Here is a 14,657-nt window from a genome sequence, read left to right as displayed (position 1 = left end):
TAAGCTCAGAACCCCGTGACGCGCTTGACCAGACAGAAAAGCAAAGACCAGACATTCCAGAACCGCCGCGTTCTGCATGAGCACAGCGCAGTGCAGATTGAAGTTTCAGCGAGCTTGACCCTCTTAAACCAATCAAGCGATCGTGGTCCTAGTCATAGGATGACAGACATTGCCGACAACAGTCTAAGGGGTCTTTTAGTGATCGCATAACGCACCCGGGACTCCGGCCCCGATCAGTCGGCCAAGTAAACCGTTTCACCGGTTGCAATTGCCTGTTGTGCCGCTTGCCCCATCCTGACAGCCCAGAGGCCGTCCTTCAAACTCACATCCGGTTTTGCTGTTTCGCCACGAAGCACGGACAGGAACCCTTTGTGCTGATAGTAGGTCGACCCATTGTGATCCCCAGCCGCCAAAAGGGTGGAGTCCACCGGAACGTCCATTGATACCGGACCTTTGGGATTGCGCGGGCTCAGGATCACCTGCGGCAGCGGCGGGGTTCCCAAATGGTCGGGCCAGAATCGTCCGGGTCCGGGGACAAACGCCTCGATCTTGGCGTCCGGTCCGACGGCCGATATTTCTTCTTGATAGCGTGAGCCTTCGGCAAACATGCAAAGTTCCAACATCGCGCGCGCACCCGAAGCAAAGTCGACCAGAACATAGCCGTGATCCAGAATATCCGGGGATTGACCGTCGTAACTTTCGTCCAAGTGGTTCACCGCCTGCCCGCCGCTTGCCGTGATACGCACCGGATCGGATTGCAATATCAGACGCATCAGGTCGAAGAAGTGGCAGCATTTCTCGACGAATGTACCGCCGGTATTTCGGTTGAACCGGTTCCAGTTGCCAACCTTGTCGAGGAAGGGAAAACGATGCTCGCGGATCGACAGCATTTTGACCCCACCTGTCGCCTCGGCCTTGTCGATCAAAGCAGCGATAGGTGGCATGTACCGGTACTCCATCGCAACCCAAATCGGGCAGGGGTAGTCGCGCTGCAACTGCTCGAGCCGGGGCGCGTCCTGCGGGTCGGTGAACAATGGCTTTTCTACCAGAAGCGGCAGAGGACGTGTTTCAGCGATTTCGCAGATCTGGTCCACATGAAGATGGTTCGGGCTGACAATGACGACGCAGTCCAGTTCCTCTACCGCCAGAAGCTCTTGCACGGAACCTACCATGGTTGCAGTTGGCGCAATTGCCTTGGCGGCTTTTGCCATCTCCTGATCTGGTTCAAAGATCGCAGACACACTGGTACCTTCCAGCAATCCGATATTGTGCAGGTGCTCTTGCCCCATCATTCCGCATCCAATCAGCCCGTATTTGATGGTCCGGGTCATGTGCGATTCCTTTTACTTCAGACGTTGTACGTAGTTGGCCCGATCCGGGTCGAACCAAGTTTTTGAGAATTCGACGGGTTCGGCGCTTTCCGACCAGCTGAACCGCTCGATGTAACCGACTGCTTGGCCGGCTGGCTTGGTGAAGTCAGAAGGCGTCCAGTCCGGTAGAGGCCGGACTGAAACCCTGTCTTCGGCTCTTGCAATCCAAAAGCCCAACTGGCGCTGATAATAGCGATAGAGCGAGTCGGACAGCAGGCTCTGGTCGATCAGGCCCGCTGATTCGTCCAGCCAGATTTCTTCGACAGCGATGATTGTATCATTCAGGTAGCGCATCCGCCGGACACGCGAACCGGCGTCAGAAGCGCCGAATTTCGGCAGATCGACCGGCTTCTTCAGATGGTCAACCGACAGGATATCCGCACGAGGCAGGCCACCCCCTTCCGGCAGTTCCAGCCTGAACATTGCATAGACGCTGTTTTGCGTACCGGTCTCGCGTATGTAGTTGCCCGAGCCCTGGATACGCTCCAACATCCCCTTTTTTTCCAGCTCTGAGAGCGACTTTCGCAGCGTTCCAACCGAGACATTCAGCTCTGCGGCCATCTCGCGCTCGGGCGGCAATCGTTCACCGTCAATAAGGCGACCAGCCGCGATGTCACGGATCAGAAGTTCCGCGATCTGAATATATACCGGCAGGGCATTGGGGTTTCGGTTGGATGCAGGCACAGCAGACGCTTCACTCGGTCGCAGGAAAAATTGATACACTATTGATCTACATCAAAGCGATTGCTACGCAAGAGGAAAGTCAAAGATGTACGGAGCGTGAATCAAATGAGCATCGTCCCCATCACATCCCCCGATCTGGATGCGGCCGAAGTTTCGTGGTTCGCTGCGCTGTGTTCCGATGATTACCAGTTCCTTGGCGTTCCCGATGGTGCCCTGCGGTCGAGTTGGGAGCATTGCTCGAACATTGTGAAAGAGGCCGAGGCGCAGGGTTTTCGCAACATCCTCTGCCCGTCCTCCTATCAGGTCGGTCAAGACACGCTGAGCTTTGTCGCCGGCTGCGCTCCGATCACCGAGCGGATCAACCTGCTGGCCGCCGTGCGCTGTGGCGAGATGCAACCGATCATGCTGGCCCGCACCATCGCAACGCTGGACCACATGCTGAAGGGGCGTTTGACGGTCAACATCATCTCATCCGACTTTCCCGGTGAGAAGGCCGACAGCGCGTTCCGCTATCAGCGCTCGCGCGAAGTGGTGGAGATTCTGAAACAGGCCTGGACGCGGGATGAGATCAATCATGCAGGCGAGGTCTATAACTTCTCGGGCCTGACCACCGACCCGGCCAAGCCATATCAGACCGGCGGACCGCTGCTTTATTTCGGCGGCTATTCTCCCTCTGCTTTGGATCTGTGCGGCGAGCATTGTGACGTCTACCTGATGTGGCCTGAAACCAAGGATCAACTGGCCGAACGGATGAAGGCCGTTCACGCCGTCGCTGAAAACTACGACCGCACGCTGGATTACGGGTTGCGTGTCCATATGATCGTTCGCGATACCGAGGTTGAGGCACAGGAATATGCGGATTACATCGTCTCGAAGCTGGACGACGAATACGGTCGCGCCATCCGCGAACGGGCGCTGGATTCGACCTCGCTGGGGGTGGCGCATCAGGCCAGGAACCGCGATCTGGCGGATGAGTACGGCTATGTCGAACCCGGTCTCTGGACCGGTGTTGGCCGCGCGCGTTCGGGCTGTGGGGCGGCGCTGGTCGGATCGACCGATCAGGTTATGTCGAAGATCGAGGAATACCAGAAGATGGGTATCCGCGCTTTCATCTTCTCGGGCTACCCGCATCTGGACGAAGCCCGCCATTTCGGCGCCCGCGTGTTGCCGAATTTGAAAACCTGTTCCCTTCCCGAAGCTTACGGAAGGGTTCCCAAATCGACCCCGGCCACACCGCTGGGCAACGGAGAACGCCGCTGATGCAACGTGTGAAACTATCTGACTCGCTGGAGATGAGCCGCCTTGTCTATGGCATGTGGCGGTTGGGCGATGACAGTGACACGTCCGCGGGCCATGTCGAGGCCAAGATTCAGACCTGTCTGGATCAGGGTATCACCACCTTCGATCAGGCCGACATCTATGGCGGCTACCAGGCCGAGGCCGTGCTGGGTGCCACCCTGCGCGCCAATCCAAACCTGCGTCAGAAGATGGAGATCGTCACCAAATGCGACATCGTCGCGCCGGTTGGCCGTTACGCGGATGCGAAGGTAAAATACTACGACACCTCGCGCGCCCACATTCTGAAATCGGTCGACACGTCGTTGTCGGAAATGGCGATTGACCACATCGATCTGCTGTTGATCCACCGCCCGGACCCCATGATGGACCACTATGAAACCGGAGCCGCCCTGGATGAGGTTGTCGCCAGCGGCAAGGTCGGCGCGGTGGGTGTGTCCAACTTCCGCCCGTGGGATTGGTCGTTGCTGCAATCGGCGATGAATACGCCGTTGGTCACCAACCAGATCGAAATTTCGCTGGGTCAGATCAGCCCTTTCACCAACGGTGATCTGGCCTTTCACCAACAGCATGGCCATCCGTTGATGGCATGGTCGCCGCTGGGTGGAGGCCTGTTGATGGCCGGAAACCCGCCGGTTGGGGTCGTCGCCGATGAAATCGCAGCCGGGTTCGGCGTGGATCGCGCCGCCGTCGCAGTGGCGTTCCTGTTGGCCCACCCAGCCAACATCCTGCCGGTTCTGGGCACCAACAATCTTGACCGGATCAAACGCGCCTCGGACGCATTGAAAGTCAAACTGGATCGCGAAAGCTGGTTCCGCCTGTACGAGGCGGCACTGGGGCACGAGGTACCATGATGAACGCAATCTCAAAGGACATGACCCGCACCTTCATTCCACATAAGGACGACACACGTACCCTGCGCGACGCCTTCGGCCGCTTTGCAACCGGTGTCACCATCGTGACCTGCGACAGCGCGGACGGTCCGGTCTGCATCACCGCCAACAGCTTTTCGTCCCTGTCGCTCGACCCACCACTGATCATGTGGGCCGGAGACCGCAACTCGCGTCGCTTCCCCTATTTCCACAAGGCCCGTCATTTCAGCGTGCATGTGCTGTCGTCGGACCAGGCCGAGCTGTGTTTCGGCTGCTCGAAAGACGCCTTTGCACTGCGGGACATCAGCCACGAGCGCTGTGAGAATGGGACACCGGTGTTGGCGGACTGCCTTGCGCGGTTCGAATGCGAACAGCACGCGTATCACGATGCAGGCGATCACGTTATTGTGGTTGGAAAAGTTCTACGGGCCAGCATGTCGGATGGAGACGCGCTAACCTTTTATGCCGGGAAACTCGGCCAATTCGCGAAAGTCTAAGCGCGATTTGATGACCGTGGGGGACACCTACGGCTGACCAAGGGAGGATCCGCATGGGCGGACTGGCATCGGTGCTTGCACCGATTGCATTCGTGAACGAAACCGTGCTGCGTCTGGGGCGCGCGGTTGGTGTTGTTGCGATTGCGCTCATGGTGATCGCAATTCTGATCCAGGTGTTTTTCCGATACGTTCTGGGCAATGCGCTGCCGTGGCCGGATGAGGCCGCGCGGTTCTGCATGTTGTGGATGACCGGTCTTATGGCGCCCACCGCGTTTCGGCGCGGCGGTTTTGTGGCCATCGACATGCTGGAACGCCTCCTTCCCCGCATCATCGGCCAAACGCTGAATCTGTTCCTGCTTTTGATCGCGCTCGCCGTCCTGCTGGTCGCGGTCAATATCGGCTGGTCCGAGGTCACCGGCTTTGGCGGCAAGTTCGCCACTGCCGCGCTGTATCTGCCCACCTCTTTCGGGTTCGACGAATGGTATCGCATTCCTCGCAGTTGGATGATGGCATCGCTGCTGGCGGGGATCATCCTGCTGATCTCGGTGAATATCGAGCTGATCCTGCGATCCTTCATCACTCTGCTGGGCGGCGGCCACCTGTTGCCTGAAATTCCTGATGCGGCAGTGGGGGCCGAATAAATGCTGATCTGGTTCCTGCCCACCTTCCTGATTTTCCTGCTGATCGGCCTGCCGGTCTTTTTCGCTTTGCTGGCGGCGCCCGGAATCCTGCTGTGGCTGAACGGCCAGACGAACGACATCACGCTGCTGTATCGCAATGTCTATAACGGTATGGACAGCTTCCCTCTGATGGCGATCCCCTTCTTCATGCTGGCCGGAGAGCTCATGAACCGAGGCGGCATCACCATCCGCCTTGTCGAGTTTTCGCAGGCCCTGATGGGGCACCTGCGCGGTGGTCTGGCGCATGTGAATGTCCTCAGTTCGATTCTGTTCGCGGGCCTGTCCGGGTCCGCCGTGGCGGACACTTCGGCGCTTGGGTCGATGCTGATCCCGGCGATGGAGAAACAGGGCTATACCCGCAAATTCGCAGCCGCGATCACGGCGGCGAGTTCGGTGATCGGGCCGATCATTCCGCCCTCGGGCATCATGATCATCTACGCCTATGTGATGGGCGAAAGCGTGGCCGCGTTGTTTCTGGCGGGGATCGTTCCGGGCGTGATGGTCGGTGTCGGTCTGATGCTGATGATCAAACTGATGGCCGACCGCTATGACTTCCCCATCGCCAGCCGCAAATACACATGGCCCGAGCGGCGTCAGGCCAGTTTGAAGGCCTTTTTCCCATTGATGACACCGGTCATCATTCTGGGCGGTATTCTGGGTGGTATCTTCACACCGACCGAGGCTGCGGCAGTCGCCGTGGGCTATGCCTTCATCATCGGGTTCTTCATCCTGCGGACATTGACATGGAAAGAGGTCCCCGAGGTGCTCAGCAATGCAGGCATGACTTCAGCCGTTGTTCTGCTGCTGGTTGGTGCTGCGATGGCGTTCAAGACGGTCGTCAGCCTCAGCCATGCGCCGGAACAACTGGCCTCGCTGATCCTCAGCCTGTCGGAAAACCCGCTGATCCTTTTGTTCCTGATCAACCTGCTGTTGTTCATCGTCGGCATGTTCCTGGACGCAGGCCCCGCGATCATCATCCTTGGACCAATCCTTGGCCCGATCTTCACCAGCCTCGGCGTCGACCCGATCCATTTTGCCATCATCATGAGCGTCAACCTGACCGTCGGCCTCGCCACACCGCCAATGGGCCTGGTCCTGTTCGTGGCTGCCGCCGTATCGCGCGAACGGGTTGAAACCATCGCCAAGGCGATCCTGCCGTTCCTGGCGGTCGAAATCATCGTGATTTTCCTGATCACCTACATACCCGCACTATCCATGACGATCCCGAGGATAACGGGATTTGCCAACTAACTGAGTTCCACAGGGAGGAAACGCATGCTCAGAGAATTCATCAAAACCGCAGCGGTGGCCACATCGCTGGTGGCGGCGTCCGCCATGGCCGCGACAGCCGCCGATTATACACTGCGCGCAACCGCAAATTCGAACGAAAACGATGAGGATTATGACGGGCTGATCGTCTTCAAGAACTATGTCGAATCTGCCTCGAACGGCGCGATCGAGGTCGAACTGTTCATCGGCACACAGCTTTGCTCGAACGGGGCCGAATGCTTGCAGGGCGTGGCAGACGGCACCATCGACATCTACATCTCGACCTCGGGCGGTGCCTCAGGCATCTTTCCTTACGTGCAGGTTCTGGACCTGCCTTATCTGATGGCCGATGACCGCATTGCCGAGCATGTCCTGTCGGGCGATTTCACCCGCACAATGCGCGACATGGCGCTTGAGGACTCGGGCGGCGCGATCCGTCTGATGACCATCGGCAACACCGGCGGCTGGCGCAACTTTGCCAACACACAGCGCCGCATTGCCGAGCCTGCGGATATGGAAGGTCTGAAAATCCGCACCGTCGTCGCCGACCTGCCGCAGGAACTGGTCAAGGCGCTGGGTGCGTCGCCCACCCCAATCCCGTGGCCGGAACTGTTCACCAGCTTCCAGACCGGTGTCGTTGAAGGATCCAAGAACGGCATCACCGACATCATGGGCATGAAATTCCCGGATGCGGGCTTGCAATACGTAACGCTGGACGGCCACGCCTATATGGGCGCATTGTGGTGGATGAACAACGCCAAGTTCCAGGAGATGCCCGAGGATCTGCGCCGCGTCGTGGTCGACGGGTTCTATGCCCTGCAACAGGCCACTTTCGCCTCCCCCAAGCGCAAGTCGATCCAAGCCTATGAGGATTTCGTCGCCGGTGGCGGAGACCTCTATGTGCTGACACCCGATCAGAAGGCTGCGTTCAAAGAGGCCGCAACGCCAGTCTATGATTGGTTCCAGTCCAACGTTGCGCGTGGCGACGAGATCTTTGCTGCACTGACCGAGGCAGTCGCGGCGGCTGAGGCGGACGTCAACGCCGCTCGCGATGCGGATCTGAAGTGAACGGTTGGGCCGGGCTTTGCGGCCTGGCCCTCACCGAAACGGGTACATCCACCCTTTGTAGTCGTTGACCATAACATGCGCCTTTTCGATCTGCTCCGGCGACATTTTCTTGACCACTTCCTCAAGGCTGATCGCCGCGTCGGGGTCGCCGCCAATGGCGCTGAGCGTGTACCACATATACGCACGCACCAGATCGGGCGCAGGCATGCCCAGACCCAATTCGTAGTACCAGCCAACGCCCGATTGCGCCCCCGGATGCCCCTTCATCGAGGCGCGCAGATACCATTCAAAGGCCCGTTCGTAATCCTGCTCGACCCCCAAACCCAGCCCGTACATCACGCCGATCAGCTCTTCAGCCTCGGCGTTGCCCGAGCGCGCGGCTGGAAGAAGTTCCTCGCGCGCGGCAGCAAACTGTCCGGCTTCCATCATATCGCGGGCTTGTTCCAGTTCAGCCAGAGCCGGAGACGCAAATACGCAAAGGGCAAGAGCAAGCTGGCGCATGGGATGGTTGCCTTCTTCTGGGTCGGGGCCGCTGTGGCACAGGATTTGCCGCGCCCGCTGACCGATGATGACTTTATCCCCTTTGATATGGAACAGGCCGCCATCGGTCATCAACTGTTTTACGACCCGATCCTGTCAGGCAACCGCAACATCGCCTGCGCCCATTGTCACCACCCGGATTTCGGCACTTCGGACGGGTTGTCTCTGGGCATAGGAGAAGGGGGGAAGGGGTTGGGGCCGGACCGCACACCCGGCACCGGGGCCGACAGAATACGCAAACGCATCCCTCGCAACTCTCCGGGCCTGTGGAATCTTGGGGCCAAGGACATACACACCGTCTTTCACGACGGCAGGCTGAGCATTTCCGACGTCTACGGCAACGGCTTCAATTCCCCGGCGCAGGAGTGGCTGCCCGAAGGCCTGAACTCCCTGCTGGCGGCACAGGCTCTGTTCCCCCTGACCTCACAATTCGAGATGGCGGGCAATGTGGCTGAAAATGAAGTCACAGGCGCGGTGCATGATCGTATCGACAAGGGCTGGCCCATTCTGGCGAAACGCGTCCGCACCGATCTGCGCTATGGTCCGGCCATGGTCGCCGCCTTTGATGAGATCGAGACGACCGAGGACATCACGATCACGCAAGTCGCCAACGCTCTGGCCGCTTTCATGGCGATCGAGTGGCGCAGCACCGACAGCCCGTTTGACCACTATCTTGCGGGCGACATGAATGCCCTTTCACCGGCGCAAATCGAGGGGATGAGGCTGTTCTACGGCAAAGCTCGCTGCTCCGTCTGCCACACCGGTCCGCTCATGTCAGATCAGACGTTCCATGCATTGGGTTTGCCACCCTTTGGGCCGGGTCGCACCCGGCAGTGGGATCCCTTCGTCCGGGATGTCGGCCGCATGGGTGAAAGCAACCGCCTTGAGGATGCCTACAGGTTCCGCACCCCGATGCTCCGTAACGTTGCCCTGACCGCACCATACGGTCACAATGGCGCCTTCCCCGATCTTGAAAGCGTCATTCGCCATCATTTGGATCCGCAGGCCAGCCTGGACAAATGGACCCCCCAAATGGCTGCCTTACCCGAGGTGCCATGGTTGCAAAAAACGGATTTCCTAGTTTGGCAGGACCGATATGAAATGGCACGTCAACGCAAGAAAATTGATATCGATCCGATCCAACTCACGGAATTAGAAATAGAAAACCTGATTGCTTTTCTGAATTCGTTGACAGGTCGCAGCGTGGACTCGCCGATATTCGGTGTGCCGAAAGGATTTACTCCTTAGCCATCTCTCACATCATTTAGCTCATGTTGACTAATGGCTGAGCCAGAGACGGGTTGATGCGAAATCGACGAATCCGAAGAGCTTTCGGTGGGCACGTCGCAGCGTGTTGCAACTCGGCTGGCATTCTTCAACTTGTTGAAGCATTTCTCGACTGGATAGCCTCATCTGGCCCCGCCCATCTCTGAAACTTATCAATCACTTTCAAACAAATACTCTCTGCAGTCTTCGCTTGCATTCTAAATTTGGCACCTGCTTTTTTTCACTGCATGGCCAGAAGACCACAATCAGGCTAACGAAGCTTTGATTGGTCCAAGCGGACCAATGCGGTTTGGCACCCGCCAACTTTATCGGGAGCGTGCTAAAGCGCTGACAACTCTCTCGACACAATCCAAATCAAAAAAAGCCAGCACCTCGAAACGCGATGGCAAAGTTCTGGTGGTCAACGATGCAGTTTGAGCTGGTTTAATTGCAGGCTGTTGCTGGTTTTCACAGCGAAACCCCACCCCCCGTCTCAGCCACATTTCGAATGCCCGCAGCTGCGGCAGGTCATGCAGCCCTCGATCATCACCATGTCATACTGGCCGCAGGACGGGCAGGCCTTCCCGCGGGGGGCGTCCATGTTGACCACTTGCGCTTGCGGGTCGGATTTCAGCCCCATCCCTTCGCCCTCAAGAAACCCAATCGCGATCATGTGCTGCTCGATCACACCACCGATCGCCGCCAGGATCGAGGGGATATACTTGCCCTGCACCCAAGCCCCGCCGCGCGGGTCGAACACGGCCTTGAGCTCCTCGACCACGAAAGACACGTCACCACCGCGCCGGAACACGGCCGAGATCATCCGGGTCAAGGCCAGCGTCCAGGCGTAATGCTCCATGTTCTTCGAGTTGATGAACACCTCGAACGGACGACGCCGGCCGCCGATGACGATATCGTTGATGGTCAGATAGATCGCGTGTTCGCTGTCGGGCCATTTCAGCTTGTAGGTCGAACCCTCAAGCGATTGCGGCCGGTCCAGCGGTTCGGACATGTAGATGACATCGCCGCCATCCACCTCGTGCGGCGCATCCGCACTTTCACCCGGCACCTTGTCGTCGCTTTCCGAGACGGTCAGCACCGAGCCGGTCACGTCGTTCGGGCGATAGGTGGTGCAGCCTTTGCAGCCCTGATCCCAGGCCTGCATATACACGTCCTTGAAGGCGTCGAACGAGATGTCCTCGGGGCAGTTGATGGTTTTCGAGATCGAGCTGTCGATCCATTTCTGCGCAGCCGCCTGCATCTTGACATGCTCGGCCGGCGTCAGGGTCTGGGCGTTCACGAAATAGTCGGGCAGCTCGACATCGCCGAACTTGTCGCGCCACATCTGAACGGCATAGTCCACCACCTCTTCCTCGGTGCGCGAGCCGTCCTTCTGCAAGACCTTGCGGGTGTAAGCATAGGCAAAAACCGGCTCGATCCCCGACGACACGTTGCCCGCGTACAGCGAGATCGTCCCCGTGGGTGCAATCGAGGTCAGCAGAGCATTGCGGATGCCATGCTCGCGAATGGCCTCGCGAACATCGTCATCCATCTGCTGCATGGTGCCGCTGGCCAGGTATTTCTCGGCATCGAACAGGGGAAACGCCCCTTTTTCCTTGGCCAAGTCGACCGACGCCAGATACGCGGCGCGGGCGATCGCGTGCAACCAGCGATCGGTCTGACGCGCCGCCTCGTCGGACCCGTAACGCAGACCCAGCATCAACAGCGCATCCGCCAGTCCGGTCACGCCCAGCCCGATGCGGCGCTTGTCCTGCGCTTCAGCCTCTTGTTCGGCCAGTGGGAATTTTGACACATCAACGACATTGTCCATCATCCGGACAGCCGTGGCGACAAGTTCTTGCAGGGCCTCTTCATTCAAACGGGCTTTTGCCTCAAACGGTTCAACCACCAAACGCGCCAGATTGATCGAACCCAACAGGCAGGCGCCATAGGGCGGCAATGGCTGTTCGCCGCACGGGTTCGTGGCCGCGATTGTTTCAACATAGCTCAGGTTGTTGGCCTGGTTGATACGGTCGATGAAGATCACGCCCGGTTCGGCATAGTCATAGGTGGCCTGCATGATCTTGTTCCACAGATCACGCGCCTGAACCGTGTGATAGACCTTGCCGTCAAAGATCAGATCCCACGAGGCATCGGCCTTGACCGCTTCCATGAACGGATCGGTCACCAGAACCGACATGTTGAACATGCGCAGGCGGGCCGGGTCAGATTTGGCGGTGATGAACTGTTCTATATCCGGGTGGTCACAGCGCATGGTCGCCATCATAGCGCCCCGGCGCGAGCCCGCCGACATGATCGTGCGGCACATGGCGTCCCAGACATCCATAAAGCTCAGCGGCCCCGACGCATCCGCCGCGACGCCTTTCACGTCAGCGCCACGCGGGCGGATGGTCGAGAAATCATAGCCGATCCCCCCGCCCTGCTGCATGGTCAGCGCGGCCTCTTTCAGCATGTCGAAAATGCCGCCCATGCTGTCGGGTACCGTGCCCATGACAAAACAGTTGAACAGGGTCACCTGACGCGCGGTGCCGGCACCTGCTGTGATCCGCCCGGCAGGCAGGTATTTGAAGTCTTCCAGCGCCTCATAGAATTTCTCTTCCCAGTGCCCCGGGTCGTTTTCCGCCCGCGCCAGATCACGGGCGATGCGCCGCCAACTGTCTTCAACCGTTTGATCGATGGGGGTGCCATCCGCCTGTTTAAAGCGGTACTTCATATCCCAGATCTGCTCGGCGATGGGGGCGGCAAAGCGGCTCATTGGTGATTCCCTGTGCTGAAAGAGGTATCCAGACTACCTCAAATCACATGGGCACCACAACACCTTGATGACAACTGGAACCAAGCTACAATATAAAGATGATCCTCGGGACGACTCTGTGGGAAAGCTGTGGATAATTACGTAAACCTCATAAAACTGTCCGTTGGTTCGGAAAGCGTCGACACGCTGATCGTCTGGCAGGACAGCTATCGCCAGCGGTTCGAAGATGGCCTTCCACGCCACGTCACCCGCATGTGGCCCAAGCGCGAAGCCGAAATTCTGAACGGCGGATCGATCTATTGGGTCATCAAGGGCGTAATCCAGTGTCGCCAACGGATCCTGCGGCTGGATGAAGTGATCGGAGACGATGGTATCCGCCGCTGTGCCATTGTGCTGGACCCCAAGCTGCACCGCACCCAGAACGCCCTGAAACGCCCGTTTCAGGGATGGCGTTATCTCAAGCCTGAAGATACCCCTGCCGATTTGCCGAAAAACCGCGAGCAGGACGATGCCCTGCCCGATGATCTGAACTGCGCCCTGGCAGAAATAGGTGTGCTGTAGTTACCGCAACCGATCCAGTAGTTCGGACAAAACCGCTTTTTCTGTCGGATCATATTTTGCAACGCGACTGCGCCACAGCGTGGCCTGCGATTGCAGGATCAGACCGTCCGAGAGGATCTTGAGGTGGTTCGCGCGCAGGGTCTCTCCGGTCGAGGTGATGTCGGCAATTGCTTCAGCGGTTTCATTCATCACCGTGCCTTCAGTCGCACCCTGACTGTCGACCAGCGTGTAATCAGCCACGCCCGCATCTATCAGGAATTCCCGAACCAGACGGTGGTATTTGGTGGCGATCCGCAGCCGGTGGCCATGGGTTTTGCGAAACGCAGCTGCTGCCGCGTCCAGATCATCAAGCGTATCGACATCGACCCAACATGCCGGGATTGCGATGATCAGATCAGCCTTGCCGAATCCAAGCTGCGAAACCTCTTCAACCTGCTGTTCCCAGCGCGGCAGTTTCTCGTGCACCAGATCGATCCCGGTGACGCCCAGATGAATCCGCCCCGCCGCCAGTTCACGCGGGATTTCCCCCGCCGACAGCAGGATCAGAGAGACACCGTCGATCCCTTCGACCTTGCCCGCATATTCCCGGTCCGACCCGCTGCGTGACAAGGTGATGCCGCGTTTTTCGAACCACGAGAAGGTCTTTTCCATCAACCGGCCCTTTGAGGGCACACCCAGTTTCAGGCTCATACAGCACCCTCCTCGATCTCCAGCATCAGGTCGGGGCGCAACACGCCGCCGACAGCCGGGATTTCGTCTCCACGGCCCAATTGCCGTGTCAGCGCGTCATAGCGCCCGCCCGTGGCGATCGGAGGCAGGTCAGGCCGACCTTCCGCGTAAAACCCAAAAACGAATCCATCGTAATATTCCATTGATGTCCGACCATAGGCGGCCTCGAAATCCAACCGCTCGACATCTACGCCACGTGCTTGCAGCGCAGCCACACGCGCCTCCAGCCGGTCCAAGGCGGGCGTGATCTGCGGCAGATCCACCGCCACGTCGCGCAGCTGTTCCAGCGCAAATGGCATGGTCTCGCGCACATTCAGCAATGTTTCCAGCCCGGCCAGTTCATTGTCGGAAATCGGCGGCGTATCGCGGTCTTCGCGCAGGGCTTCGATGCGCGCTGCGATTTCGGCCTTGCGGCGCTTGCCGATCATAGGGGCATCAAACGCCATCGGATCGGCAGCGTCCAGCAGCGCGGCGCGCCCTTCCGAGGGCGCCTTGCGACCTGCAAACCGATCCAGCAAGATACGGAACCGGCGCGGTCTCCACAGGTGCCGCATCAGGGCGGCCTTGCGGCGCTCGGTCGTGCGCAGCCCTTCGACCGCAGCGGTGAGGATGCCGATATCCCCGGTTGCCGCACGCAGGGGCAACCCACGCAACTGAAGCGCCATCAGCGAAAACACCTCGGCATCGGCCCCGGCCGGATCGTCACGGTCAAAAACCTCGTATCCCACCTGGATATATTCATTGGCGCGGTCGGGGTCATGCTCCTGACGGCGGAACACCTCACCCGAATAGGTATAGCGCGCCGGTTCGGCCCCGTCGCGCATGTGCATCTGCACCACCGGTAGGGTGAAATCCGGGCGCAGCATCTGTTCGCCGCGCAGCGCGTCCGAGGTGACATAGGCGCGCGCGCGGATATCCTCGCCGTAGAGGTCCAGCAGCGTCTCGGCCGATTGCAGCAGCGGCGGGTCGACGACCTGCGCCCCGGCGGCCTCGAAGCGCACGCGCATCATCGCGGCCCGGGCCTGGATCTGGGATCGGTTGGGCATGGC

General features: G+C 59.1%; 14 protein-coding genes and 1 pseudogene. 8 read left to right on the top strand and 7 right to left on the bottom strand.

All coding sequences use genetic code 11. The annotated features are described in order from the left end of the window. Positions 1 to 233: 233 nt before the first annotated feature. Positions 234 to 1,331, bottom strand: a complete 1,098-nt coding sequence (locus ACR0A2_RS12240; protein WP_480835203.1) for a Gfo/Idh/MocA family protein — start codon at positions 1,329 to 1,331, stop codon at positions 234 to 236. 12 nt (positions 1,332 to 1,343) lie between these two features. Continuing rightward, positions 1,344 to 2,054: a GntR family transcriptional regulator gene (locus tag ACR0A2_RS12235; protein ID WP_480718360.1), complete on the bottom strand. Its 711-nt coding sequence runs from the start codon at positions 2,052 to 2,054 to the stop codon at positions 1,344 to 1,346. A 105-nt stretch (positions 2,055 to 2,159) separates the two neighbouring features. Between ACR0A2_RS12235 and ACR0A2_RS12230 the strand changes: the two genes are divergently transcribed. The 6 genes from ACR0A2_RS12230 to ACR0A2_RS12205 are packed head-to-tail and all read left to right on the top strand — an operon-like array spanning position 2,160 to position 7,736. Then, a complete protein-coding gene (locus ACR0A2_RS12230; RefSeq protein ID WP_480835201.1) occupies positions 2,160 to 3,314 on the top strand; it encodes an LLM class flavin-dependent oxidoreductase in 1,155 nt (384 codons plus the stop codon). Continuing rightward, complete coding sequence (locus ACR0A2_RS12225; protein WP_480835199.1) at positions 3,314 to 4,204, top strand: aldo/keto reductase; 891 nt, start codon at positions 3,314 to 3,316, stop codon at positions 4,202 to 4,204. The genes ACR0A2_RS12230 and ACR0A2_RS12225 overlap by 1 nt, the downstream gene beginning before the upstream one ends. Beyond that, complete coding sequence (locus ACR0A2_RS12220; protein ID WP_371808053.1) at positions 4,204 to 4,719, top strand: flavin reductase family protein; 516 nt, start codon at positions 4,204 to 4,206, stop codon at positions 4,717 to 4,719. The genes ACR0A2_RS12225 and ACR0A2_RS12220 overlap by 1 nt, the downstream gene beginning before the upstream one ends. A gap of 53 nt (positions 4,720 to 4,772) precedes the next feature. Next, positions 4,773 to 5,360: a TRAP transporter small permease subunit gene (locus ACR0A2_RS12215; protein ID WP_480835197.1), complete on the top strand. Its 588-nt coding sequence runs from the start codon at positions 4,773 to 4,775 to the stop codon at positions 5,358 to 5,360. Continuing rightward, positions 5,361 to 6,650 (top strand): TRAP transporter large permease, encoded by a 1,290-nt coding sequence (locus ACR0A2_RS12210; protein ID WP_171364655.1) that lies wholly within the window; start codon positions 5,361 to 5,363, stop codon positions 6,648 to 6,650. A gap of 24 nt (positions 6,651 to 6,674) precedes the next feature. Beyond that, a complete protein-coding gene (locus ACR0A2_RS12205) occupies positions 6,675 to 7,736 on the top strand; it encodes a TRAP transporter substrate-binding protein (protein ID WP_152460164.1) in 1,062 nt (353 codons plus the stop codon). A 30-nt stretch (positions 7,737 to 7,766) separates the two neighbouring features. Here the strand turns inward: ACR0A2_RS12205 and ACR0A2_RS12200 are convergent, their stop codons facing one another. Further along, positions 7,767 to 8,237 (bottom strand): tetratricopeptide repeat protein, encoded by a 471-nt coding sequence (locus ACR0A2_RS12200; RefSeq protein WP_480835195.1) that lies wholly within the window; start codon positions 8,235 to 8,237, stop codon positions 7,767 to 7,769. A gap of 3 nt (positions 8,238 to 8,240) precedes the next feature. Here ACR0A2_RS12200 and ACR0A2_RS12195 point away from each other — a divergent pair, with 3 nt between their 5' ends. Further along, entirely contained in the window at positions 8,241 to 9,524 is a 1,284-nt protein-coding gene (locus ACR0A2_RS12195; protein ID WP_480835193.1) for a cytochrome-c peroxidase, read from the top strand. A 30-nt stretch (positions 9,525 to 9,554) separates the two neighbouring features. On the opposite strand, the pseudogene ACR0A2_RS12190 reads toward ACR0A2_RS12195, so the two are convergent. Together ACR0A2_RS12190 and ACR0A2_RS12185 are read right to left on the bottom strand one after the other, a co-directional pair. After that, positions 9,555 to 9,676 (bottom strand): annotated as a pseudogene (locus tag ACR0A2_RS12190) (IS5/IS1182 family transposase); the annotation flags it as partial. Positions 9,677 to 10,035: 359 nt separating this feature from the next. Further along, a complete protein-coding gene (locus tag ACR0A2_RS12185; protein ID WP_480835191.1) occupies positions 10,036 to 12,318 on the bottom strand; it encodes an adenosylcobalamin-dependent ribonucleoside-diphosphate reductase in 2,283 nt (760 codons plus the stop codon). A gap of 129 nt (positions 12,319 to 12,447) precedes the next feature. Here ACR0A2_RS12185 and ACR0A2_RS12180 point away from each other — a divergent pair, with 129 nt between their 5' ends. Next, the gene (locus ACR0A2_RS12180) at positions 12,448 to 12,879 is read left to right on the top strand and encodes a DUF1489 family protein (protein WP_480835189.1); all 432 of its coding nucleotides are present in this window, start codon (positions 12,448 to 12,450) and stop codon (positions 12,877 to 12,879) included. Here ACR0A2_RS12180 and hisG read toward each other — a convergent pair whose 3' ends face one another. Beyond that, positions 12,880 to 13,569 (bottom strand): ATP phosphoribosyltransferase, encoded by a 690-nt coding sequence (gene hisG / locus ACR0A2_RS12175; RefSeq protein WP_480835187.1) that lies wholly within the window; start codon positions 13,567 to 13,569, stop codon positions 12,880 to 12,882. After that, entirely contained in the window at positions 13,566 to 14,654 is a 1,089-nt protein-coding gene (locus tag ACR0A2_RS12170) for an ATP phosphoribosyltransferase regulatory subunit (protein ID WP_171119086.1), read from the bottom strand. The genes hisG and ACR0A2_RS12170 overlap by 4 nt, the downstream gene beginning before the upstream one ends. Positions 14,655 to 14,657: the final 3 nt, after the last annotated feature.

The organism is Ruegeria sp. H8 (assembly GCF_056532905.1).
This window is presented reverse-complemented; position numbering and strand designations above follow the sequence as displayed.

What these genes read in the sequence shown, in the direction of transcription:
- ACR0A2_RS12210 (WP_171364655.1), top strand. Translation starts at nt 5,361, where the DNA reads ATGCTGATCTGGTTCCTGCCCACCTTCCTGATTTTCCTGCTGATCGGC.
- ACR0A2_RS12230 (WP_480835201.1), top strand. Translation starts at nt 2,160, where the DNA reads ATGAGCATCGTCCCCATCACATCCCCCGATCTGGATGCGGCCGAAGTT.
- ACR0A2_RS12240 (WP_480835203.1), bottom strand. Translation starts at nt 1,331, where the DNA reads ATGACCCGGACCATCAAATACGGGCTGATTGGATGCGGAATGATGGGG.
- ACR0A2_RS12215 (WP_480835197.1), top strand. Translation starts at nt 4,773, where the DNA reads ATGGGCGGACTGGCATCGGTGCTTGCACCGATTGCATTCGTGAACGAA.
- hisG (WP_480835187.1), bottom strand. Translation starts at nt 13,569, where the DNA reads ATGAGCCTGAAACTGGGTGTGCCCTCAAAGGGCCGGTTGATGGAAAAG.
- ACR0A2_RS12200 (WP_480835195.1), bottom strand. Translation starts at nt 8,237, where the DNA reads ATGCGCCAGCTTGCTCTTGCCCTTTGCGTATTTGCGTCTCCGGCTCTG.
- ACR0A2_RS12205 (WP_152460164.1), top strand. Translation starts at nt 6,675, where the DNA reads ATGCTCAGAGAATTCATCAAAACCGCAGCGGTGGCCACATCGCTGGTG.
- ACR0A2_RS12225 (WP_480835199.1), top strand. Translation starts at nt 3,314, where the DNA reads ATGCAACGTGTGAAACTATCTGACTCGCTGGAGATGAGCCGCCTTGTC.
- ACR0A2_RS12220 (WP_371808053.1), top strand. Translation starts at nt 4,204, where the DNA reads ATGAACGCAATCTCAAAGGACATGACCCGCACCTTCATTCCACATAAG.
- ACR0A2_RS12185 (WP_480835191.1), bottom strand. Translation starts at nt 12,318, where the DNA reads ATGAGCCGCTTTGCCGCCCCCATCGCCGAGCAGATCTGGGATATGAAG.
- ACR0A2_RS12195 (WP_480835193.1), top strand. Translation starts at nt 8,241, where the DNA reads ATGGTTGCCTTCTTCTGGGTCGGGGCCGCTGTGGCACAGGATTTGCCG.
- ACR0A2_RS12170 (WP_171119086.1), bottom strand. Translation starts at nt 14,654, where the DNA reads ATGCCCAACCGATCCCAGATCCAGGCCCGGGCCGCGATGATGCGCGTG.